A 21,426-nucleotide genomic window follows, 5' to 3' on the forward strand; every position below is an offset into this window, starting at 1 on the left:
GTGAATGCGCGTCGGCAGCCCGGAGGGCATCGGATAAATCAGGACAAGAGGGCGGTAGTCTCGCCGGGTGTCGACCCCCAGGGATGCCCTCCCGCAGGGCGCGCGCTGAGATGGGCCCGGGCATGTTCGTCCCGGAGCCACCCCTCGTTGGGGCCTTCGTCGTGGCCAGCCTCGTGTTGAACCTCACTCCTGGGCTCGACATGACCTACGTCGTCGGCGTCGTTGTGCGCTGGCGGACGCGGGCCGGCGTGTGCGCTGCCCTGGGCATCGCCCTCGGATCGCTCTGCCACGTGCTCCTCGCAGCAGCGGGCCTCTCGGCGTTGGTGGCCGCGTCACCCGCCTTGATGCATGCCCTCACGCTCGCCGGCGCGGCCTATCTCGTGTGGTCCGGGGTCGCCATGATCCGAGACGCGGGCCCGACTGGTGACCCCGACCAGGCAGCGGTTGATGGTCTGACCGGCGGTCACCAGGTGCGGCGCGCGGACGCCCCGGCCGCGACGACGACGGTGATCGATACGCCACCGACACTCGCCCGCGTCACGCTCCGCGGAGCGCTGGTCAACCTGCTCAACGTCAAGGTGATCGTGTTCTACCTGTCGTTCATCCCGCAGTTCGTCCGCACCGAGGCGGGCCCGACGTGGCAGCAAGTCGCGTTCTTCGGAGTGCTGTTCAACCTGCTCGGGACGACCGTCCTCTGCCTGGTGGCGATGCTGACCGGATGGGCCTCGCGCAGCCTCTTGGCCAGCCCTCGTGCGCAGTTCCGTGCGCGACGGGCATGCGGGGTGACGCTCATCGTCATGGCGCTCCTGCTGGTCTCCACTCGACTACTGGCGTGACTGGGCGCACCGATGCAGATCGGGATTCACCCGCGCGATTCGCCCGCGCCCTCGCCGCTTCTGGGAGCGTCGGCAGATGCAGCCTGCGCCTCGCGAACTCGAACCGCCGACGAAGGCGCTGACGCACGTGGTTGAGGTGGGCGAGTGGACGGTTCAGGGCCTCCGGGGCGTGGGGTTCACCGGGTTCGTGCCCTTCGACGCTCTGCCCGGGGCGGTGGTGCCGCAGGTTCCCGGCGTGTACGTCGTGGTCCGGGAATCCGCGCACCAGGCTGAGTTCACTGAGCGGAGTGTCGCGGGCTGGTTCAAAGGCAAGGACCCAGCGGTGGATCTGACGCTCCTGTCGGAGGCGTGGGTGCCCGGAGCGGCAGTGCTCTACATCGGCAAAGCCGGCGGAGGGTCGACCGGGAGGCGCGGATTGCGGAAGCGGCTCGGTGAGTACCGACGTCACGGCGCCGGGCGACCCGTCGGGCACTGGGGTGGCCGCTACATTTGGCAGCTCCGCGACGCCGACGACCTGCTTGTCGCGTGGTTGCCGACGCTGGACGCCGACCCCGAGGACGTGGAGGCGGCTTTGCTTCTCCAGTTCGTGAGTGAGTTTGGGCGGCGGCCTTTCGCGAATCGGAAGATGGGCAGGGCCGCAGCACTCTCCTCGCGGCTCTGATCTCTAGGCGCCCGCTGCTACCCGATCGGCACGATCTCGAACACCGGATGCTCAGCGGCCTCCGCCGCGAAGGCCTCGACGGGGTCGCTCTTGTCGGCCCGGAAGTACCGGCGCGGCGGCCCGGTGATCGCGAGGTACTCCTTGAGCACGGGCGCCGCCTCCTCGGGGCCGAGCTCGCGGACGGCGCAGTCCTCGGTGCGGCCCCCGCGCTGCAGCGTGACGCGGCCGGACGCCCGGGCGTTGTGCACCCACGACACCTGACCGTACGGGGACACGAGCCACCGGCGGCCGCCGCGTTCCACAGGGGTGACCGGATGGGTGAGCGGTTGGCCGGTGCGGCGACCGGTGGTGGTGAGCATGTAGGAGCGCGGGAAGAGCCTTCGGCGGATGAGGAGCCCGACCACCGAGTCCATCGCGCGGCGCCCGCGTCCGGTGCTGAACGTGGGCAAGGGCTCGGTGCCCTCGGTACCGTCGGGGCGTTGCGGCATCTCGGTCTCCTCGGCGTCAGATGCTCAGGGCAGCACGGTATCCGGGTTTGTCCCGATCTCAGCGTGGCCCCACGGTCAGGAGTCTCCATGCAGTCGTACGACGTCAAGAAGGCGCTCCCCGGGCTCTACGCGCCGAAGCCCGGCGACTTCCAGGTGGTGGACGTCCCGGAGATGGCGTTCTTGATGCTCGACGGGCACGGCGACCCGAACACCTCCGAGGCCTACCGGGACGCGATCGAGGCGCTGTACACCGCGTCCTACGCCGTGCGCGCGGTCGCCAAGGCGCAGGTGGAGACGGTGCACACCGTCGGCCCGCTGGAGGGGCTGTGGTCGGCCGACGATCCCGCGGCCTTCCGCGCCCGCGACAAGGCGGCGTGGGACTGGACGATGATGATCCACCAGCCGGACTGGATCACCGTCGAGATGGTCGACGAGGCGCTGGCGACAGCCCGGAAGAAGAAGGGGCTGCCGGCGCTGGACCTGGTGAGGTTCGAGCGGTACGACGAGGGTCGCGGCGTGCAGATCCTGCACGTCGGGTCCTATGACGACGAGGCGCCGACGCTCGAGCGGTTGCATCAGGAGTACATGCCGACGCATGGGCTCGACTTCAACGGCCGCCATCACGAGGTCTACCTGTCCGACGCGCGCAAGACCGAGCCCGCGAAGTTGCGGACGGTGCTGCGGCAGCCGGTGCGGCCGCGCGGCTGAGTCGCCAGCCGCGCGGCCCTCCGGAGCGGCTGCTACCGCCCGCCGCGCATGGCCTTGAGGATCACGTCGTGCACGTTGGTCGAGTGCTGCGCCCGGGCCAGCAACTCCGCCGACGGGCCTTGTGCTGTCAGCGGGGTCGCGGCGCCGGTGTGGGAACCGGTCGTCCAGTCGATGGTGAACTGCAGGTTGGACCCGGCGATGGGGAACGGCCCGTCCTCGCTGGACTGCAGAACGTCGGGGCTGGTGCTGCCGGTGTCGGTGGACTCGTCGTCGGGGTCGACGTTCTCGATGGCGAGGCCGCCGGTCTCGTGGTCGCCGACGACGACGATGAGCGTGTTGCGGTTCTTGGCCGCGAACTCGGTGATCAGCGCGACCGTCTCGTCGAGGGCCTGGCCGGCTTTGATCGTCAGGCCCGCGTTGTTGTTGTGCTCCATCTCGTCGATGCCCTCCTCCTCGACGAGCAGGAAGAAGCCCTGCCGGTCGCGGGAGAGCACGTCGAGCGCCTTCTGCGTCATGTCCCGCAGCGGCACCACCGGGTCGTAGACATCGCCCTCGCCCTCGGGGGCCTGCTGGAACATCTCCTCGTTGGCGAACAACCCGAGCAGGCGCTTCGCCTTGGTGGCGGCGAGCTCCTCGGGGGTGCTGACGTACGTGTACCCGGTCTCCTGGGCGCGCGTGATGAGGTTCCCGATGGTGCTCTTGCTGACCTCGGGCGGGGTGTCCGCGGGGTTGTCCGGGTAGGCGCCCACGTCGCCGACAGGCAGCCACCAGTCCTCGCCGCCGCCGAGGATGACGTCGGGGCGGGAGTCGTCGATGTACTGCCGGGCGATCTCGCTCTGGTCGCTCCGGTTGGGCACATGCGCGCCGAACGAGCCGGGTGTGGCGTCGGTGACCTGCGCGGTCGTGACGAGCCCGGTCGCCTTGCCCAGCGCCTTCGCGTCCTCGAGCAGGGTCGTGACGGGGTTGCCGTCCAGGTCGACCCCGATGGCGCCGTTGTAGGTGCGCACGCCGGTCGAGAACGCGGTGGCCGACGCGGCCGAGTCTGTGACGGCGTCCTCGGTGTCCGCTGAGTCGGTGTACGTCCAGCCGGCGTAGCGGAGCGCGTCCATCGCGAGTTGCCCGTCCTGGCCGACGGTGGCCAGGCGGATGGCGTCCCGCGCGGCGATGCTCATGCCGTCGCCGACGATGAGGATGACGTTCTTAGCGGTCTGCCCGCCGCTGCCGTGGTCGCCGCCTCCGCGGTCCCCCTGTGCGCCGCCGGCCAGCAGCCCCACGATGAGGGCCGCCGTTCCCGCGCCGCCTATCAGTGCGTGTCGTGAGTCGAAGAGTCGCATCGTTGCTGCCCCCTAGGTTGAACGTCGTTGTTCACCTCGACCTCGCCAGGGCCGTGTGGGCCCCGCGTTCTCGACCGTACGCCCGTCGTCGGAACGCGCATCCCGAGCGGTGACAGGGCTCAGCTTCGCCGAGTCGGACTCCGTGGCGCATCGTCGTCTGCGCGAGCGGCGCAGTCAGTGTGGCGACATCGCCGTGACGTGCGTGGCCGCCCATGGGCCTCAGGAAAAGAAAGACCCGGCCCACGAGGGGCCGGGTGCGTTATGCCCAACAGGTTACAGGATCTCTGCCCAAGTTTGGGCATGGGTGCTGGGCGCGTTCACCACTTCGGAGGTCGGGTGTAGTGCCCGATCGTGGCCGGCAACTGATGTGCCGCATAGTCGTCAGCGCTGAGCTTGCGCCACCAGTGCCGTCCGGCGCCGTCTTCCGGCCGGCCGGCAAGATCGCCAGCGAACCGGCCACCGTGCGGGTTGATGTGACCGACGGGCACACGGGCCCGCGCGAAGTGGACGGGGAACTTGAGGTCTGAATCGTTGGACACGACCACAGCGGCGTCCACCGCATCCTGAAGGACGTCGACGAGCAGGTGGGAGGCGACGTTCACATCCGTCCCCTTCTCCTCCTGATGGAGTGTGGACACCATGAAGACTGACTCGCGCTGCGGTACGCCCAGAGACGACTGGACCATGACTGGCCATTGTGAGGTCACAATCACGGGCGGATCCTTGAGAGTCGCGCCCTTGACTGCGAGGGGACGCGGGCGGATCCCGACGACGTACTTGCCGTACTCAACGTGGTCCACGCTGCCGGCCGCGAGCAGCGCTTTGAGGTAGACGTCCTGCTCAGCGTGGCCATCGGGGTTCATTCGCGCATCGATCCGCGCGGTGCAGTACACGATCTTCTCGACCGTCGCGCCGGGCCACGCGCGCTGATCCGCGACGACCTTGGTGACAAGAGAGCGAACGTCGATCCACTTCCAGCCCGTGGTGCCGGTACATACGTGCTTCGCTCCGTAGTAGAGGTTGTAGCCGTCGATGTACACACCTACCCGCATGCGCGTCAATGTAGCGGGCGCCGAAGCTCGATGGGTGAGGCTGTGAGCGCAGGGGAGCCGGGTCACTTCTCGCCCACACAAGGCTCTGCCCCCGCCCGGTGGGAACCGGACGGGGGCAGAGCCGCCGCAAGAAAGGGTCAGGCCAGTCGCGCTGTCCCCGCCTCGGCCGCGACCCGGCGGCCGTCGACGCCCTGCAACGACCAGCCGTCCGCGGCGTAAGCGGACTCGGCGACGAGGTCCGCCCCGTCCCGGCGCACCGTGAACGCCGCTGTGGACCCGTCGGGCCGCGCGACCTCCACCGTCCGCGACCAGTCGTCGCCCTCGCCGGGGTGTGCCAGCAGCGTGAGGTCGACCAGGTGGTCGGTGTCGGGCCGGTCCTCCCGCGCGCCGAGGGGGATGACCGCGCCGGGGCGCAGGTAGACGGGCAGCGAGTCGAACTGGTGCCGCTCACGGCGCCACCCGCCGCCGTCCACGAGCTCGCCGGTGAGCAGGCTCGCCCAGCGGCCCTCCGGCAGGTAGAGCTCGACGTCGCCCTCGGTGCTGAACACCGGCGCCACGAGCAGGTCCCCGCCGAGCATGTACTGCCGGTCGACGTAGGTGACGGACGGGTCGCCGGGGAACTCCAGGAGCATAGGCCGCATGACCGGTGTGCCGGTGGCGTGGGCCTCGCGGCCGGCGCCGAGCAGGTAGGGCATGAGCCGGTTCTTCAGGCGGGCGAACCGTCGGGCGACGCTGACTGCGCTCTGCTCGTCGGCCTCGTCCTCGCCGAACATCCACGGCACGCGGTAGGAGTCGGAGCCGTGCATGCGGCTGTGGCTCGACAGCAGCCCGAACGCCGTCCATCGCTTGAACACGGCGGCGTCCGGGACGCCCTCGAAGCCGCCGATGTCGTGGCTCCAGTAGCCGAAGCCGCTGAGGGCCAGGGACAGCCCGCCGCGCAGCGTCTCGGCCATCGAGGCGTAGGAGGCCGTGGAGTCGCCGCCCCAGTGCACGGGGAACTGCTGGCCGCCGGCGCTGGCCGACCGGGCGAAGAGCACGGCCTCGCCCTCGCCGCGCTCCTCGACGAGCACCTCGTGGACCGCCTGGTTGTACAGGTGGGCGTACAGGTTGTGCATGCGCAGCGGGTCGGAGCCGTCCGCCCAGACGACGTCCACGGGGATCCGCTCGCCGAAGTCCGTCTTGAAGCTGTCGACGCCCTGCCGCACCAGCGCCCGCAGCTTGTCCTTGAACCAGGCCGTGGCCTCGGGGCTGGTGAAGTCGATGAGCCCCATGCCCGCCTGCCAGCGGTCCCACTGCCAGACGCTGCCGTCGGCCCGCTTCACCAGGTAGCCCGCCGCCATGCCCTCGTCGAACAGGGGGGACTGCTGGGCGATGTACGGGTTGATCCACACGCACACCCGCAGGCCCCGCGCGTGCATCCGCTCGAGCATGCCGTCCGGGTCGGGGAAGACGCGCGGGTCCCACTCGAGGTCGCACCAGTTGAAGTCGCGCATCCAGAAGCAGTCGAAGTGGAAGACGCTCAGCGGGATGTCGCGCTCGGCCATGCCGTCGATGAAGCTGTTGACGGTCGCCTCGTCGTAGTCAGTGGTGAAGCTCGTGGTGAGCCACAGCCCGTAGCTCCACGCGGGAACCTCGGCGGGGCGCCCGGTCAGGGCGGTGTACCGCTCCAGGATCGTCTTCGGGTCGGGCCCGTAGATGACGTGGTACTCGAGCGTCTCGCCCTCGACGGAGAACTGGACCCGCTCCACAGCCTCGGAGCCCACCTCGAAGGAGACGTGCCCGGGGTCGTTGACGAACACCCCGTAGCCGCGGTTGGTCAGGTAGAACGGGATGTTCTTGTACGCCTGCTCGCTCGACGTGCCGCCGTCCTCGTTCCAGATGTCGACGGCCTGGCCGTTCTTCGCGTACGGGCCGAAGCGCTCGCCGAGCCCGTAGACGACCTCGCCGACGCCCAGGTCGAGCTGGGCGAGCATGTAGCCCGTGGCCGGGTTCGTGCGGAGCTGGATCGGCCCGCGGTCGATGGCGGCGTCGGGGGCCACCGAGGCCCAGGCCATCGACTTGGCGGCGCTGCGGGTGACGACCTCGTCGCCGGCCTGGAAGCGGAGCTCGAAGCTGGTCCCGACGTCCAGGTGGGCGGTGAGGGCGCCGCTCGTGAGCTGGCCGTGGCCGTCCTCGACGGTGGCGGTGGGGCGCGCGTCGCCGGCCACGTCGAGGTCGAAGCGACGCGGGTCGGGGCGGCCCTTGTGGTGGGTCACGCGCACGGTGATGACGTTGTCCATCGGCGCTGAGAGGACTGTGGTCAGGACCGGCTGGTTGAGCGTGGCGCCGCGCGTGGTGATGGTCTTGGTGGGCGCGATCGCGGTGAGCGTGCCGTCGCCGGCGACGATCCGGTCCACCTCACGGGCGTAGTGCAGCCCCACGCCAGGGCGGGCATGCCAGAAACCATCGGTGAACTTCATGGGACGGTGCCTTTCGACTGCGAGCTGGCCCGAGGCGGCCGAGTGGCGCCGGCGGGAGGGGATGTGGTGTCGCCGAGCTGGAGCTCACAGGGGATGAGCGCCTGGACGAGCGGGGTCGCCGGGTCGTCGAGGCGGTCGACCATCGAGTCCACGCTGAGCCGGCCGAGCTCGGAGCCCGGGGCGACGAGGGTGCTGACGGGGGGATCGGACATGGCCGCCGCGTCCGCTGAGGTCGCGAGGCCCAGCACGGACATGTCGCGGGGGATCGAGCGCCCGTGGGCGGTGAGGCCGGCGAGGAACGTGGGCAGCGCGTCCTCGTTGAGGACGAGCGTCGCGGTGATCTCGGGATGGTCGCGCAGGAGGTCGGCGGCGGCAGCGCGCCCACCGGCCGGGGTCTGCGGCGCCGAGACGACCACCGGCGTGAGCCCACGGCGGAGCATCCCGCTCTCGAAGGCCTCGCCCGTGCGCGCGATCGGCCCGTAGCCGACGAGGCGGGGGGAGGCGATCTCGCCGAGCAGCAGCGCGATGTGCTCATGCCCCAGGGCGGTGAGGTGGTCGAGGCCCGATTCGACGGCCCCGGCGAAGTCCATGTCGACGTACGCCAGGCCGGACGGCTCCGCGGTGCGCCCGATCAGCGCGAACGGGAGGTCGAGCCGCTGCAGCAGGGGGATGCGGGCGTCCTCGGCGGTGACCTCCATGAGGAGCACGGCGTCGACGAGGCCGCCGGTCACGTACTCCTCGAGCTGCGCGGGGTCATTGCTCACCGGCCAGAGGACCAGGTTGAACCCGCGGGCGCTCGCGGCCACGGCGGCGCTGGTGAGGACGCCCAGCGCGGTGTTGCCGAGACGGTGCTCGAGCGCGGGGAAGACGAGGGCTAGGTTGCGGGTCCGGTTGCTGGCCAGGGCCCGGGCGAGCACGTTCCGGCGGAAGCCGAGCTCGTCCATCGAGGCCTGGACACGGGCGCGCGTCGCGGCGGAGACCGGCTTGGTCCCGTTGACGACGAACGACACGGTGGCGATGGACACGCCCGCGTGCCGGGCAACCTCGCGCATGGTGGCCATGCCGCCTCCTCGATCCGTCATTGGTCGGTGTCGAAGCCCATCATAGACAGGAGGTAAACCGCTTTGACAGTCGCCGCGAGCCGTGCGTACTCTCGCCTCTCACGGCGACTCCCGCGTCTGACGCAAACCGGTTTACCGCTGAGCGGCACAATGCGGCGGAGGACGAGTGCGGACTGCCGGGACGGTAGGTCTTCGCGCCGTTCACCGGTGCGTCGGGCCTGACCTCGACACTTGAATGACTGGCAAAGGAGCTGGAGTCATGAACCGATCTCGAATGATCTCCCTGGGCGCGACCGCAGGCCTGGCCGCGCTCGCGCTGACCGCCTGCGCGGGCGGCGGATCGTCGTCGGACGGCGGCGCCATCGCGCTGACGCTCACGGACACGATGTCCGAGAACAGCGCGCCCATCTACGACGAGATCTACCAGGCGTGCGCCGCCGAGATCGGCGTCACCGTCACCTCGAACCACGTCGCGGGCTCCGGCCTCATCGCGACGGTGCTGCAGCAGGCCTCGTCCAAGACGCTTCCCGACGTGCTGATGCTCGACAACCCCGACGTCCAGCAGATCGCCGCCTCCGGCGCGCTGTCGCCGCTGGCCGACCACGGGATCACCGGCGCCGGCTTCCCGGAGGGCGTCCTGTCCGCCGGCACCTACGAGGGCGACCTCTACGGCATCGCGCCGATCGTGAACTCGCTCGGCCTGTTCTACAACGCCGACATGCTCGCCGAGGCGGGCATCGAGCCGCCCACCACCTGGGACGAGCTCAGTGCGGCCGCCGCGGCGCTGACCGCCGACGGCCGCTACGGCATCGCGTTCAGCGCGGCCAACAGCTTCGAGGGGACCTGGCAGTTCCTGCCGTTCCTGTGGAGCAACGGCGCCGACGAGGACGACCTGACCAGTGACGAGGCAGCGGGGGCGCTCGCGTTCGTCGACAGCCTCGTCGCCGACGGATCCGCGTCGGCCAGCGTCGTGGGCTGGTCGCCGAACGACGTGAACGACCAGTTCATCGCCGGCAAGGCCGCGATGATGATCAACGGCCCCTGGAACATGCCGAGCCTCACAGCGGCCGAGGGCCTGAACTTCGACTCCGTGCCGATCCCCGTCCCGAACGCGGGGGATGACGTCGTCGCCCCGCTCGGCGGCGAGACGTTCACCATCCCGCAGACCGGGGACAAGGACCGCATGGCCGCCGCGGGCAAGCTCGTCGCCTGCGTCGTCAAGGGCGAGAACCAGCTCACGATGGCGACCCGCCGCGGCGCGGTCCCCTCGGACAGCGCGATGGCCGAGCAGGCCGCCACGGAGAACCCGCTCGTCGCGGCGTTCGCCGAGACGGTGCAGACCGCGCGGTCCCGCACGGCCCTCCTCGGTGAGGACTGGCCCGCCGCCGCCACGCAGATCTACACCGCGGTGCAGCTCGCGCTGACGGACAAGTCGACGCCCGAGGAGGCGTGGGCGCAGGCCGCCGGCTGAGCCCCGCGTGATCGCACCATCCGCACCATCTGTTCAAGGGGATCGGATCTGAGATGAGCACCACTGTCGCCGTCGACCCGGCAACGGGCGACCTGAGCCCACAGGGCGCCAGGAAGCGCGCACGCCGCAGGGAGTCGACGGCGCAGTGGCTGTTCCTCGCCCCCGCGCTCGTCTACGTCATCGTGTTCTTCGGCTATCCCGTCGGCAAGAACTTCGTGATGGCATTCCAGGACTACTCGACGCGCACATTCTTCACCGGTGAGGCGCCGTGGGTCGGGTTCGATAATTACGTCGAGGTGTTCAGCAGCAACATCTTCGGCATGACGGTGACGAACACCGTGTTGTTCACCGTCGGGTCGATCATCGGCCAATTCGGCATCGGCTTGGCATTCGCCTTGTTCTTCAAGCGGAAGTTCCCGCTGAACAATGTGATGCGCTCCATGCTGCTGCTCCCGTGGCTGCTGCCGGTGATCGCCTCCACGTCGGTGTGGAAGTGGATCCTGGACCAGGACAGCGGCGTGCTGAACCAGGTGCTCCAGGCGCTGAACCTCACGTCCAGCCCGATCCCGTGGCTCGCGGACCCGGACATCGCGCTCCTGTCAGTGGTGCTGGTGAACGTGTGGCTGGGGATCCCGTTCAACGTCACCCTGCTCTACAGCGGGCTGCAGGACATTCCCGAGGAGCAGTACGAGGCCGCCTCGCTCGACGGGGCGACCGGGCTCAAGGCCTTCCGGCACATCACCTGGCCGAGCCTGCGGCCCGTCGTCAACGTCGTGCTCGTCCTCGGCGTGATCTACACGCTCAAGGTCCTCGACATCATCCTCGGGCTCACCCGCGGCGGCCCCGCGAACTCGACGCAGACGTTGGCCACCGACTCCTATCACCGGTCGTTCCAGGAGTTCTCCTTCGGCACGGGGGCCGCGGTCAGCAACATCCTGATCGTCGTGTCCCTCGTGTTCGCCCTCATCTACCTGCGCGTCAACCGTCGCGCTGTCGACGAATAAGGCTGGTCATGAAGCAGACGAGCATCGTCAGGCAGCTCCCGTCCACCGTGGTGGGGCTCATCCTCCTCGCGTTCATGCTGTTCCCCGTCTACTGGATGATCAACACGTCATTCCAGGGCGGCGGGACGGCGGCCAACAGCTCGTTCTTCCCGACGCAGCCGACGCTCGCCGGGTATGAGCGGGCGTTCAGCCAGCAGACCGACAACCTCGTCACCAGCCTGCTCGTCGCGCTGGGCGTGGTCGTCGTGTCACTGGTGATCGCCACCCCGGCCGCGTACGCGCTCGCCCGGTTCCGGCTGCGGGGCATCGCGATCTTCGTGTTCGCGCTGCTCATCGCGCAGATGATCCCCGGCATCGTCATCGCGAACTCGCTCTACACGCTGTTCAACGACCTGGGGCTGCTCAACTCGATCTTCGGCCTCGTGCTGGCCGACGCGACGCACTCGATCCCCTTCGCCATCCTCATCATGAGCGCGTTCATGCGGGCCATCCCGCCGTCGCTCGTCGAGGCGGCGCGTGTCGACGGCGCCGGGCACTTCCGGGCCTTCTGGTCGATCGTGGTGCCGGTCAGCCGGAACTCGATCATCACCGCCGGGCTGTTCAGCTTCCTCTTCGCGTGGAGCGACTTCATCTTCGCGGTGACGCTGACCACCGGCGACGCGGTCAAGCCCATCACGCTGGGCATCTACGACTACCTCGAGGGGAACGTGCAGAGCTGGGGGCCGGTCATGGCCACCGCCGTCATCTCCTCGATCCCGGCGATCATCCTGCTGGTGTTCGCGCAGCGGTACATCGCCGCCGGGGCGCTGGGCGGCGCGGTCAAGTAGCCGCCCGCCACCCGATGACTTCGCGGGCCCGATGCGGTCTGATCGTGGGGAGCGCCCGTGCCGTGCGGGCTCGCGTACACCGGAGGGCCCGATGGCGAAGATCGTCTCCACCCTGTTCAGCTCGCTCGACGGCGTCGTCGAGATCGACCCCGCGTGGCACTTCCCCTACTTCGACGAGGCCATGGGCGCCGGGGTGGGTGAGGACTACGAGAACGTCGACGTGCTGCTGATCGGCCGCGGCACCTACGAGGACTTCGCGGGCGCCTGGCCGGGCCGGGAGGCCGCGGGCGGGGAGGACGCGGCGTTCGCGGCGGAGCTCGGCGACACCCGCAAGGTCGTCGTCACGCGAGGCGACCAGGACCTGGGGTGGCGGAACGCCGAGGCCATCCAAGGCGACCTCATCGAGGCGGTGCGCGCACTGTCCGCCGAGGAGGGCGTCGACAAGATCCTCATCCCCGGGTCCATCTCGGTGGTGCGCCAACTCCTCGCCGCGGGGCTGCTCGACGAGCTGCGCCTGTTCGTGCACCCCGTGGCGGCCCGCCACGGCGAGCGCCTGTTCGACGAGGGCCAGCCGATCTACCCGTTCCGGCTGCTGCACTCGGAGGCCTACCCGGCGGGCGTCGTGCGCCTCGTCTACGAGACCTCCGAGCTGCCGGGGGAGCAGACGTACGACGACGTCACCGACAAGGTGCCGGGCGCCGACAAGGGCTGACGCGGGTCGAACCCGTCCCGCAGGGCGCGGTCGCCCCGGACAGCCGCACGGCGCCGGCAGGAGATGATCCTGCCGGCGCCGCGGGTGTGAGGGGTCAGGTCAGCAGCGCTGGGTCAGCCCTTCCCGTTGCCATGCCCCTTCCCGTTGCCATGCCCGTTGCCGTTTCCGTGCCCGTGCCCGTGCCCGTGCCCGTGCCCGTTGTCGTGACCCTTGCGTGCGGGCGTCACGATGAGCCGCTCCTGCGCGTGCAGGTCGCCGGAGGCGGCGGTCAGCGAGTACGGGCCGGCAGCGACGCTCCGCGGCACGACGAATGTGGCGACTGCGGAGCCGTCGGCCCCGACCCTCACCTTGCCGAGCCGCACGGGCTTCGGGGCGTGCTTGCCGCCCTTCGTGGACTGCAGCGTGACGGTGACGGTGCTGCCCGGCTCGAAGCCGCTGACGTGTGCCGTGACCTTCTCCCCGGCCCGCACCACTGGACGGTCCAGGGTGATCGCCGGCTCGGGCTCCGGCTCGACCACCGGCGCCAGGAGCTGGGCGACACCCCACCGCGAGGTGTTCTGGTAGGACCGGCCCGTCGGGTCGGTCCAGGTCACCACGCCGGTGCGGACGCCTGCGGCGGCGTCGTTGACCTGGAAGTCGACGCCGACGAACCCGCCTGCCTCGACGGGGTTCTCTAGCAGGAGCGCCGCCTCGACCAGGTATCCGGTGTCGGTGGCGGCTGTGGCGCTGGTGAGGTTGTCGCCGATGACGTCCAGGTCCCCGCTCACCGAGACGGCGTTCGAGTAGCTGATCCGGTACTGGCCGTCGGCGGGCTGGAAGGCGCCCGCCTTCGCGTTGGCCGGGTCGAGGAAGACCTCGACGGAGTCCTGCTCCCAGGCGTTGGTGCTGCCCGCGTCGAGCTCGTCGTCAGCGACCTGGAACAGCGCGTAGAGCGTGCCCTCGCGCCAGAGCAGCGACACGTCGGCGGTGGCCCCGAGCTCGCCCTCCACCAGCGTGCCGGTGTGGACGGTCGCGGCGGACGTCCACACGTCGTCCACCACGCCGTCGATGACGGGGGCGACGGCGGCATGCGGCGCCTCGATGAGGCCGACCGGCTCGACGAGCGTGACGACCCCGCGGCGCAGGCCGTCCTCCTGGCCGTGGGACAGGTCGTTCCAGGACAGCTTGCCGCCCGTGGACCCGTCGCTGACCCGCAGGTCGAACGGGACAGTCGAGTCCTCCGCGAGCCCGGAGGCGGGCAGGCGCACCACTGCGGTGTACCCGGTGGCCGTGCTGCGTACCACGGCGTTGTCGGCCGCTGTGCCGCTGCCGTCGCGGGCGACGGTCACGGCGGTGTCGCCGACGAACAGGTCCACGGTGTCGTCCGCGCCGTCGTCGGTGGCGTCGGCCACCTGCACGTACGCGGTGAGGTGGTCCTCGGCCCAGCGGAGCTGGAACCCGGTGGTCCCCACGCCGTCGGAGCCGACCTCGACGAGGGGGAGCAAGTCCCACTCGCGCGCGTCGATCGCGTCACCGTCGATGGGGACGTCACCGGCGTGCACGTCAGCCTGCCGGGTGAGCGCGGGCAACTCGCCGCGGTCGACGATGCCCCAGTAGGCGGGCTTGGCCTGGAGCTGGTCGTCGAAGAGCAGCGGGGCGCCCGAGCGCCAGCTGCGGCTGTCATACGGGCCCCACACGGTCACCGCGAACAGGTCGGGGTAGTCGCGGAGCATGTCGAACACGTCGGCGTAGTAGTAGCCCTGCTGGACGACCTTCTCCTGCGTGACAGTGCCGTCGATCTGCACGTCGAGCTCCGTCACCGCCTGCGCCAGGCCCAGCGCCGCGAAGGCGTCGATGCTGGCGCGGAGCTGGGCGACGGGCTGGACGAGGCTCACGTGGAACTGGTGGCCGAGCCCGTTGACGGGCGCCCCGCGATCGAGCAGGCGCTGCGCCACCGAGATCATCGCCGCCCGCTTGGCGGGCAGCTCGGTGTTGTAGTCGTTGAGGAACAGGGTGACCGGCGGGTTGTCGGTGACCCCGCGGTTGAACGCGTCGCTGGCGTACTCGAACGCGAGGTCGAGGTACTGCTCGCCGAGCACCTCGTACCAGCGGCTGCGCCGCAGCCCGTCGGACTCGGACTCGGCGATGGCCTCGTTGACCACGTCGAACGCGACGATCGGGTTGCCGGGCGTCCCGTACTCGCCGTACTTCTCCCGGTAGTGGCCCGCGACGGTGTCGATGTGGGTCTTCATGCGGTCCCGCAGCACCGCCTGGTGGGCGGCGCTGTTCGTCAGCGGCTGGCCGGCCTCGTCGAGGAAGAACCAGTCGGGGGTCTGGCTGTGCCACACCAGGGTGTGGCCGTAGACGCGCTGGCCGTTGGCGATCGCGGCGTCGACCAGGTGGTCGGCCTCCGCGAACGTGAACTCGCCCTCCGTCGGCTGGATGGACTCCGGCTTCATGGCGTTCTCGGCGGTGATCTGGTCGAAGTGCTTCTCGACGAGCACAGCGCCCTGGCCTGCGGTCTCGCGCTCGTCGATGGCGACGCCGATCGGCCACGGCAGCTCGTCCTTCAGGGACGGGATGTCCGTCTGCACCGGCGGCGCCGAGTCACGGGTGACCACGATGTCGTCGACGAGGAACGAGGACGTGCCGGAGGCGGACTCGAAGTAGAGCAGCGCCGAGTCGGCCGCGGCCATCGTGTAGTCAGCGCTGACCTGCACCCACTCGCCGGCGGTGACGCCAGTGGCCGTGGCGACGGTGTCGTAGCTGGACGATCCGTCGACGTCGCGCTGCACGCTGACGCGCAGGTTGGCGGGGTCCGGCGTGGCTCCCTCCGCCAGCTTGACCCAGGCGGAGACGTGATAGGTGACTCCGGCGTCGAACAGGTCCGAGACATCGGCGCCGATGCCGTGCCAGGTGTCGCCGCGACCGTCGACCAGTGCGGACTGCGTGCCGCTGTGGGCGGCCTGGTCGGTGAGCGTGACCGTGGGAGCCGTGCCGTTCCCTCGGGCGGACCACGGCGCCAGGGCGTCCTCGAAGTCGTTCGACAGGAGCGTCGTCCCGCCGCCGCCGCCGCCGTCCGGCCCGCGCTCGGCGGGGAGGGTGAACGTCCACCCGGCGGCGACCTTCTCGGCGACGACGGTGCGCACCGCCTCGACCGTGCCGGTGCGGTCACCGCCGCCGTCGTGGACGAGGGCCACAGCGCCGGGCTGCATGGCGGCCCGGAGATTCGCCGTCAGGGTGGCGATGTCCTGCGTCTCCCAGTCGGCGATGGTGTTGCCGAGGCCCAGCGGCTGCATGCCGAGCCGGGCGGCGACCTCCGCCGTCTGTCCCCAGCTCCCATTCGGGGCCCGGAAGTACGGCACGGGCGCATTCGGGTCGCCGAGCGCCTCGCGGATGATCGCCAGGTTTTCGACGAGGTCCGCCTCGACCTGCTCCGGCGTCCACGAGCCCATGTCGGCGTAGCTCGTCGTGTGGTTGCACAGCGTGTGGCCGTCCGCCACGATCCGCCGCAGCAGCTCCGCGCCGCGCGTGCCCTGAATGTTCTGCCCGATCACGCAGAAGACCGCCGGGATGCTGTGCTCGGCGAGGAGGTCCAGCACCGCGTCGGTCTCGCCGGGGTTCGGGCCGTCGTCGAAGGTGAGGGCCACGACGGCCCCGGTTCCGCGCGCCGTCGTGACTTGGGTGGTGGTCGGGTTGACGGCCCCACCCGGCACGGCGGCGGCGTCAGCGGCCATCGCTGGCACGGGACCCAGCCCGACGACGGCTGCGAGGAGTAGTGGTCCAAGAACGCGTGAGGATTTGCTGATTCGATGCACTGTTCGCCCCTTTGCGAGTGCTTTGAGTCATTGCGTTGCCACCTTAGGGACGATGCGGATTTTCGACAACGTTATCGAGGCGACGGGGGTCCCGTCAGCCCCCGCCGCGCCGTCTACAGCGCCTCCGCGAGCATGCGCGCCGGGGGCGTGCGCAGCGTCCGCCGGGTCGGCAGCTCGACGGCGGCGAACGCCAGCACCACCACGAGCGCGGCCACCCCGGGCGCCAGCCACCAGGGCCCGGCAGGCAGCGGGCGGTCGAGGAACCCGATGCCCAGCATCGCCAACGGGACCACGGACAGCAGCCCTCCGGCCGCCAGGGCGACACCGCTCGCGAGCGCGGCCTCGCGACGCGTCATCGACCGGACCTGACGCGTTGTGGCGCCCGCGAGCAGGAGCGCCGCGATCTCGTGGCGGCGTTCCAACGTGCCGGCGAAGAGCGTGTTGACGACGCCGAGCAGCAGGTAGCCCAGCAGGACGGCGAGCACCACGAGGTTGATCCACAGCTCGGGTGGGACGGCGCCGAGCCCGCCCGCGCCGCCGGCCTCCGCCGAAGCGCCCGCCCCTGCCGATGCGTCTGCGCTGCCGTCGAGGAGCACCACACCCGGGCGCTCGGCGGCGAAGCCCGCGAGCGCCTCGGACGCCGCGGCCGTGCCATCGGTGCGCACCAGCACGCTCTGCGCGAGATGGGCGGAGTGCCCGGCGGCGAGGTCGCCCGCGAGGATGATCGATCCGAAGGCGAGCCCGCGTCCGTGCACGGCGACGACCTCCGCGCGCACGGGCGTCCCGTCACCCAGGACGAGGTCCAGGGTGCTGCCGACCGGGTGGGCGCGGGCCGATCCGGCGTCCACGGCGACGGTGTCGCCCGTGAGGTCGGCGAGGTCCCCGTCGCGGAGGTCGAGGTCGAGCACACCGGCGGAGGCGGGGGTGAGGATCGCGGCGGGGGCGCTCTCCATCGTCGTCTCGCCGAACATCGTGAGGGGCGCCACGACGGTGGTGGTGCTGAGCGGGGCGACAGCCTCGACCCCGGGCACATCGCGCACGGCGGCGGCCACCTCATCGGAGACCCCGCCCAGCGCAGGCGCGCTCAACGTGGCCTGGGCTGTGGTGGCGGCGCGGAGGTCGCCGGCCGCCGCGGCGAGCACAGTGGTCTGGGTGAACGCGTAGGTGAGCGTGAAGACGACCACCAGGGCAAGCGTGCTGACGGCGGCTCCGACGCGGAGCGAGTGGCCATGCGTGTGGGCCACGGCGAGCCACGTGGACGCCGACGCCCGAGCGGGCAGCCGGCGCGCGAGCCATCTGCCGACACCGCCCACCAGCAGGGGGCCCACCAGCGCCAGGCCGATCGCCGCGACGATGCCCGCGAGCGAGGCCCCGATGGCCCCTTCCGGGGTGCGCGCCAGCAGCGGTGTCACGGCGATGCCGAGGGAGCCGACGATCAGCGCCCCGCCGGTCAGCGCGCGCGCCCGCGACGGCGTGCGCGGCTCGGTGCGGGACTCGGCCACCGCCTCCGTGGCGGGCAGCCGCGAGACCCGGCGGGCGGCCGCACGCGCGGCGGGCTGCACCACGAGGACGAGCAGCACCGCCGCCGCCACCCCGGGGAGGGGGCCGAACGTGAGGGGCAGGTCGGGGGAGAGCATCCCCGAGGAGGCCAGGACGTGCCGGAGCCGCTCCGCGAGGAGGTACCCGAGCGCGACGCCGGGGATCATCGCCGCCACGGACACGACAGTCGCCTGCCAGGCCGCGAGCGACCGCACCTGGCGCGGCGTCGCCCCCACGGCCCGCAGCAGCGCGAGGTCGCGGCGCTGGGCACTGATCGACACCGCGAGCGCGCCCGCCACGATGAAGCCGACCACCAGCAGCGTCACCCCGCTCAGGGACCCCGCGATGGCCGGCAGCAGCCCGCGACCGGCCGTCGCCTGCGGGCTCTCGACGTCACCGCGCGCGTCACCTGTCGAGACGATCAGGCCGGCGTCCTGGACGAGGTCGCGGACCGTGTCGGCGACCTCGTCCACGGCGCCGGGCCCGACGCGCAGGGCGACCAGGTCGACGGTGGCCGTCGGAGCGGCTGCCTGGCCGCCATCGGCGAGGCGCAGGGCCGTCGCGTCGTCGAAGTAGACCCCGCTCACGCCGGGCACGATGGTGGCCACCTCGTACGTGCCGGGCGTCCCGGCGGCGATCACCTGCACCCGGTCGCCGACCTGGGCTCCGGCGGCGGCCGCCAGGCCTGAGCCGAGCGCCACCTGCCCGACGGCGGGGCCGGCGGACGTCACGGCGCTGCCGAGCAGTGCTGTGGAGGACCAGCCGTGACCGGCCGAGGCCGCGTCGCCCGCCTCGACCACCTCGCCGTCGGCGCCGATCACGGCCGCCGGGAAGCTCACGTCGCCCACCGCCGCGACGACACCGGGCAGGCCCGCCAGTTCGGCGACCAGGCTGGCCGGGACGGGCGCCCGCTCGGGCAGTGCGACGGCCAGGTCGCCGGGCTGCGGCAGGGACTGGCGTGCGGTGACCACGACATCGGCCCCGGCCAGGCGTTGGGGCGCCACATGGGAGCGCAGGCCGGACTCGGCGAGCACGCCGATGGCGGTGAGGAATGCGGCGGCGCCGAGCACGGCGCACGCGACGGCGAGGAGTGCGGCGGCCCGGTGTCGGGCCATGCGCGCGGCCAGGTGCAGCATGTCAGCGCACCTCCAGCGCGGTCAGAGTGGTCGCGAGGCGGGCGGGGGTGGGCGACTCGAGGGAGTCGACGACGCGGCCGTCGGCCATCACGACGACGCGGTCGGCGCGGGCTGCGGCCGCCGGGTCGTGGGTGACCATGACGACCGTCTGGCCCAGGGAGTCCACCAGGTCCCGCAGCAGGTCCAGCACCTCATGGCCGGTGCGCAGGTCGAGGGCGCCGGTGGGCTCGTCGCCGAAGACGACCTCGGGCCGGGCGGCGAGGGCCCGCGCGATGGCGGCGCGCTGCTGCTGCCCGCCCGAGAGCTCGCCGGGGCGGTGCGTCAGCCGATCAGCGAGCCCGACCCGTTCCACCAGGCCGCCGAGCCACTCGTGATCGGGCCGGGCGCCCGCCAGCCGTAGCGGCAGCGTGATGTTGTCCATCACGCTCAGGGACGGCAGCAGGTTGTACGCCTGGAAGACGAACCCGACATGGCTGCGGCGCAGCTCGGTGCGGGCGTCCTCGCCCAGTCGCGTGAGGTCGACGCCGGCGATGGATGCGCGACCGCTGGTTGGCGAGTCCAGGCCTGCCGCGCAGTGCATGAGCGTGCTCTTGCCCGATCCGGAGGGTCCCATCACCGCGAGGAACGAGCCCCGCTCGACGGTCAGCGTCACGTCGTCGAGCGCGCGCACCCCGCCCTCGTACTCCTTGCTGACGTTCACCAGCGCCACCGCCGGCGACGCCGGGCCACCCACAGGCGCTGACGGCTCCGCCGCCGGGAAGGCGAAGGCGTCCCTCATGCCGCGCATCACCGGCGTCCGCGGGTATGCGAGACCACCAGGGCGATGATGCTCGCCAGTGTCAGGCCGCCCAGCGCCAGGCTGATCGCCAACGGGACGGGCATGGCCGACGTCACGGAGTTCGCCACGGCGCTCAGCACGAGCAGCGCCCACAGCACGGCGCGCTGGCCGTCCCGACGCGCGGCCTCGTCGGAGGTGGCGCGCTGGGGACCGGCGTCGGCAGGGGGCGTGTCAGCGGAGGGGGCGTGGTCGTGGGCGAGGCGGTACGGGTCGGACATGGCGGGCTCCCTGGTCGTGGCTTTCGGACCTCGTGGCTTTCGGACCCCACCGACGCTAGGAACCTCGCCGCCCCGGGACGATCCCGCCAGCGCCCGACCCCAGGTGCAGCAGGCTGTACTTCTTCCCCGGGGGCCTGCCGCGGCGCGCGCGGGTCGCCTAGGGTCCTCGACGTGGAGGCCCGGGCTCAGCGCGACGCGACCGCCGCCCGCCGGGGCGGCGCGGTGGCGGGCCGCGCCCTCGACGCGTTCGAGCAGCTCGCGGGCGGCCTGGCGACCGCCGTGCTCGCCGTGGTCGCCCTGCTGTGGGTGGTGGTGTGCGCCGTCGCCTGCGTGGTCGGCGTCGGGTTCTGGCTGCTGCCGGGGGCGCTCCGCGCGGCACGGGCCGTCAGCGACCGGGAGCGCGCACGGCTCACCCGCAGCGGGCGCGAGGTCATCGGCCCGCACCCTGTGCCGGACAGGCTGGGCGCCGCGCTCGCGGACACGGCCGTGCGCCGCGAGCTGGGCTGGCTGGCGTGCGCCTCGACCCTGGGCCTGCTGCTGGGCCTGCTCGGGTTGACGCTGCCGTTGAACGCCGCGCGGGACGCCACGTTCGTGCTGTGGTGGCGGTCAGTCGCCGAGGAGTACCGCTCGCCGTCCTTCGGCCCGTGGATCGTGGAGGGCTGGGCGGGCGCCGTCGCCGTCACGCTCGCCGGCTTCGCCTGGGTGGCCATCGCGGTGGGGGTGGCGCCGTGGATGGCCCGCCTGCAGGCGTGGCCCGGGCGCCGGCTGCTGAGCCCCGACCGGGGGACGGACCTGGCGATGCGCGTCCAGGAGCTCACCGCCACCCGGGCCGGCGCCCTCGACGCCCACGCGGCGGAGTTGCGGCGCATCGAGCGGTCGCTGCACGACGGGACGCAGAACCGCATCGTCGCGGTCAGCCTGCTGCTGGGCGCCGCGCAACGCGCCCTCGCCCGTGACCCGGCCGAGGCGGGGCCGCTGCTCGCCCGCGCGCAGGACGCCGCGGAGCAGGCGCTCGTGGAGCTGCGAGCCGTCGCGCGCAGCATCCTGCCGGCGGTGTTGGAGCACCGGTCGTTGTCCGACGCGCTGTCCGGGCTCGCCGCGACCAGCCCGGTGCCGTGCCGGCTCGACGCCGCGGACATCGGGCGATGCGCCGCGTCCGTGGAGGCCACCGCGTACTTCGTGGTCGCCGAGGCGCTGACCAACGTGGTGCGGCACAGCCAGGCGCAGAGCTCCGTGGTGACGGTGCGGCGCATCGACGACAGGTTGGAGCTCGCGGTGCAGGACG

Annotated in this window: 17 protein-coding genes; 8 read left to right on the top strand and 9 right to left on the bottom strand. The window is 71.6% G+C overall.

Annotated features, from left to right (window positions below):
* Positions 1-83 precede the first annotated feature (83 nt).
* On the top strand, positions 84-836 hold the full coding sequence (locus QUV83_RS16830) for a LysE family translocator (RefSeq protein WP_289566082.1): 753 nt from the start codon (positions 84-86) through the stop codon (positions 834-836).
* Positions 837-912: 76 nt separating this feature from the next.
* Positions 913-1,497 carry a hypothetical protein gene (locus tag QUV83_RS16835; protein ID WP_289566083.1) on the top strand — a complete coding sequence of 195 codons (585 nt, stop codon included), beginning with the start codon at positions 913-915 and terminating at the stop codon, positions 1,495-1,497.
* Positions 1,498-1,514: 17 nt separating this feature from the next.
* On the opposite strand, the gene QUV83_RS16840 is transcribed toward QUV83_RS16835, so the two are convergent.
* Complete coding sequence (locus QUV83_RS16840; protein WP_289566084.1) at positions 1,515-1,985, bottom strand: nitroreductase family deazaflavin-dependent oxidoreductase; 471 nt, start codon at positions 1,983-1,985, stop codon at positions 1,515-1,517.
* Between the two features lie 87 nt (positions 1,986-2,072).
* On the opposite strand from QUV83_RS16840, the gene QUV83_RS16845 reads away from it, so the two are divergent.
* Positions 2,073-2,693, top strand: a complete 621-nt coding sequence (locus tag QUV83_RS16845; protein WP_289566085.1) for a GyrI-like domain-containing protein — start codon at positions 2,073-2,075, stop codon at positions 2,691-2,693.
* Between the two features lie 32 nt (positions 2,694-2,725).
* On the opposite strand, the gene QUV83_RS16850 is transcribed toward QUV83_RS16845, so the two are convergent.
* The 4 genes from QUV83_RS16850 to QUV83_RS16865 form a co-directional block, all read right to left on the bottom strand.
* Positions 2,726-4,027, bottom strand: coding sequence for an alkaline phosphatase (locus QUV83_RS16850; RefSeq protein WP_289566086.1), 1,302 nt, complete (start codon positions 4,025-4,027; stop codon positions 2,726-2,728).
* A gap of 317 nt (positions 4,028-4,344) precedes the next feature.
* Positions 4,345-5,079: an NYN domain-containing protein gene (locus QUV83_RS16855; protein WP_289566087.1), complete on the bottom strand. Its 735-nt coding sequence runs from the start codon at positions 5,077-5,079 to the stop codon at positions 4,345-4,347.
* A 137-nt stretch (positions 5,080-5,216) separates the two neighbouring features.
* Positions 5,217-7,538 carry an alpha-xylosidase gene (yicI, locus tag QUV83_RS16860; protein ID WP_289566088.1) on the bottom strand — a complete coding sequence of 774 codons (2,322 nt, stop codon included), beginning with the start codon at positions 7,536-7,538 and terminating at the stop codon, positions 5,217-5,219.
* Positions 7,535-8,599 carry a LacI family DNA-binding transcriptional regulator gene (locus QUV83_RS16865; protein WP_289566089.1) on the bottom strand — a complete coding sequence of 355 codons (1,065 nt, stop codon included), beginning with the start codon at positions 8,597-8,599 and terminating at the stop codon, positions 7,535-7,537. The genes yicI and QUV83_RS16865 overlap by 4 nt, the downstream gene beginning before the upstream one ends.
* A 259-nt stretch (positions 8,600-8,858) precedes the next feature.
* On the opposite strand from QUV83_RS16865, the gene QUV83_RS16870 reads away from it, so the two are divergent.
* From QUV83_RS16870 to QUV83_RS16885, 4 genes are all read left to right on the top strand, one after another.
* A complete protein-coding gene (locus tag QUV83_RS16870; RefSeq protein WP_289566090.1) occupies positions 8,859-10,070 on the top strand; it encodes a sugar ABC transporter substrate-binding protein in 1,212 nt (403 codons plus the stop codon).
* Between the two features lie 53 nt (positions 10,071-10,123).
* Positions 10,124-11,074 (top strand): carbohydrate ABC transporter permease, encoded by a 951-nt coding sequence (locus QUV83_RS16875; protein WP_289566091.1) that lies wholly within the window; start codon positions 10,124-10,126, stop codon positions 11,072-11,074.
* 8 nt (positions 11,075-11,082) lie between these two features.
* Positions 11,083-11,901, top strand: a complete 819-nt coding sequence (locus QUV83_RS16880; RefSeq protein WP_066583972.1) for a carbohydrate ABC transporter permease — start codon at positions 11,083-11,085, stop codon at positions 11,899-11,901.
* Between the two features lie 91 nt (positions 11,902-11,992).
* Entirely contained in the window at positions 11,993-12,613 is a 621-nt protein-coding gene (locus tag QUV83_RS16885; RefSeq protein WP_289566092.1) for a dihydrofolate reductase family protein, read from the top strand.
* 113 nt (positions 12,614-12,726) lie between these two features.
* Here the strand turns inward: QUV83_RS16885 and QUV83_RS16890 are convergent, their stop codons facing one another.
* From QUV83_RS16890 to QUV83_RS16905, 4 genes are all read right to left on the bottom strand, one after another.
* A complete protein-coding gene (locus QUV83_RS16890; protein ID WP_289566093.1) occupies positions 12,727-16,329 on the bottom strand; it encodes an endo-1,4-beta-xylanase in 3,603 nt (1,200 codons plus the stop codon).
* A gap of 194 nt (positions 16,330-16,523) precedes the next feature.
* A complete protein-coding gene (locus tag QUV83_RS16895; protein WP_289566094.1) occupies positions 16,524-19,085 on the bottom strand; it encodes an FtsX-like permease family protein in 2,562 nt (853 codons plus the stop codon).
* 1 nt (position 19,086) lies between these two features.
* On the bottom strand, positions 19,087-19,863 hold the full coding sequence (locus tag QUV83_RS16900) for an ABC transporter ATP-binding protein (protein WP_289566095.1): 777 nt from the start codon (positions 19,861-19,863) through the stop codon (positions 19,087-19,089).
* 8 nt (positions 19,864-19,871) lie between these two features.
* Positions 19,872-20,141: a hypothetical protein gene (locus tag QUV83_RS16905; RefSeq protein WP_289566096.1), complete on the bottom strand. Its 270-nt coding sequence runs from the start codon at positions 20,139-20,141 to the stop codon at positions 19,872-19,874.
* Between the two features lie 171 nt (positions 20,142-20,312).
* Here QUV83_RS16905 and QUV83_RS16910 point away from each other — a divergent pair.
* A partial coding sequence (locus QUV83_RS16910; RefSeq protein ID WP_289566097.1) for a sensor histidine kinase occupies positions 20,313-21,426 on the top strand: 1,114 nt, incomplete at its 3' end.

This window comes from Cellulomonas cellasea, from assembly GCF_030372105.1.
Lineage (GTDB): Bacteria > Actinomycetota > Actinomycetes > Actinomycetales > Cellulomonadaceae > Cellulomonas_A > Cellulomonas_A cellasea_A.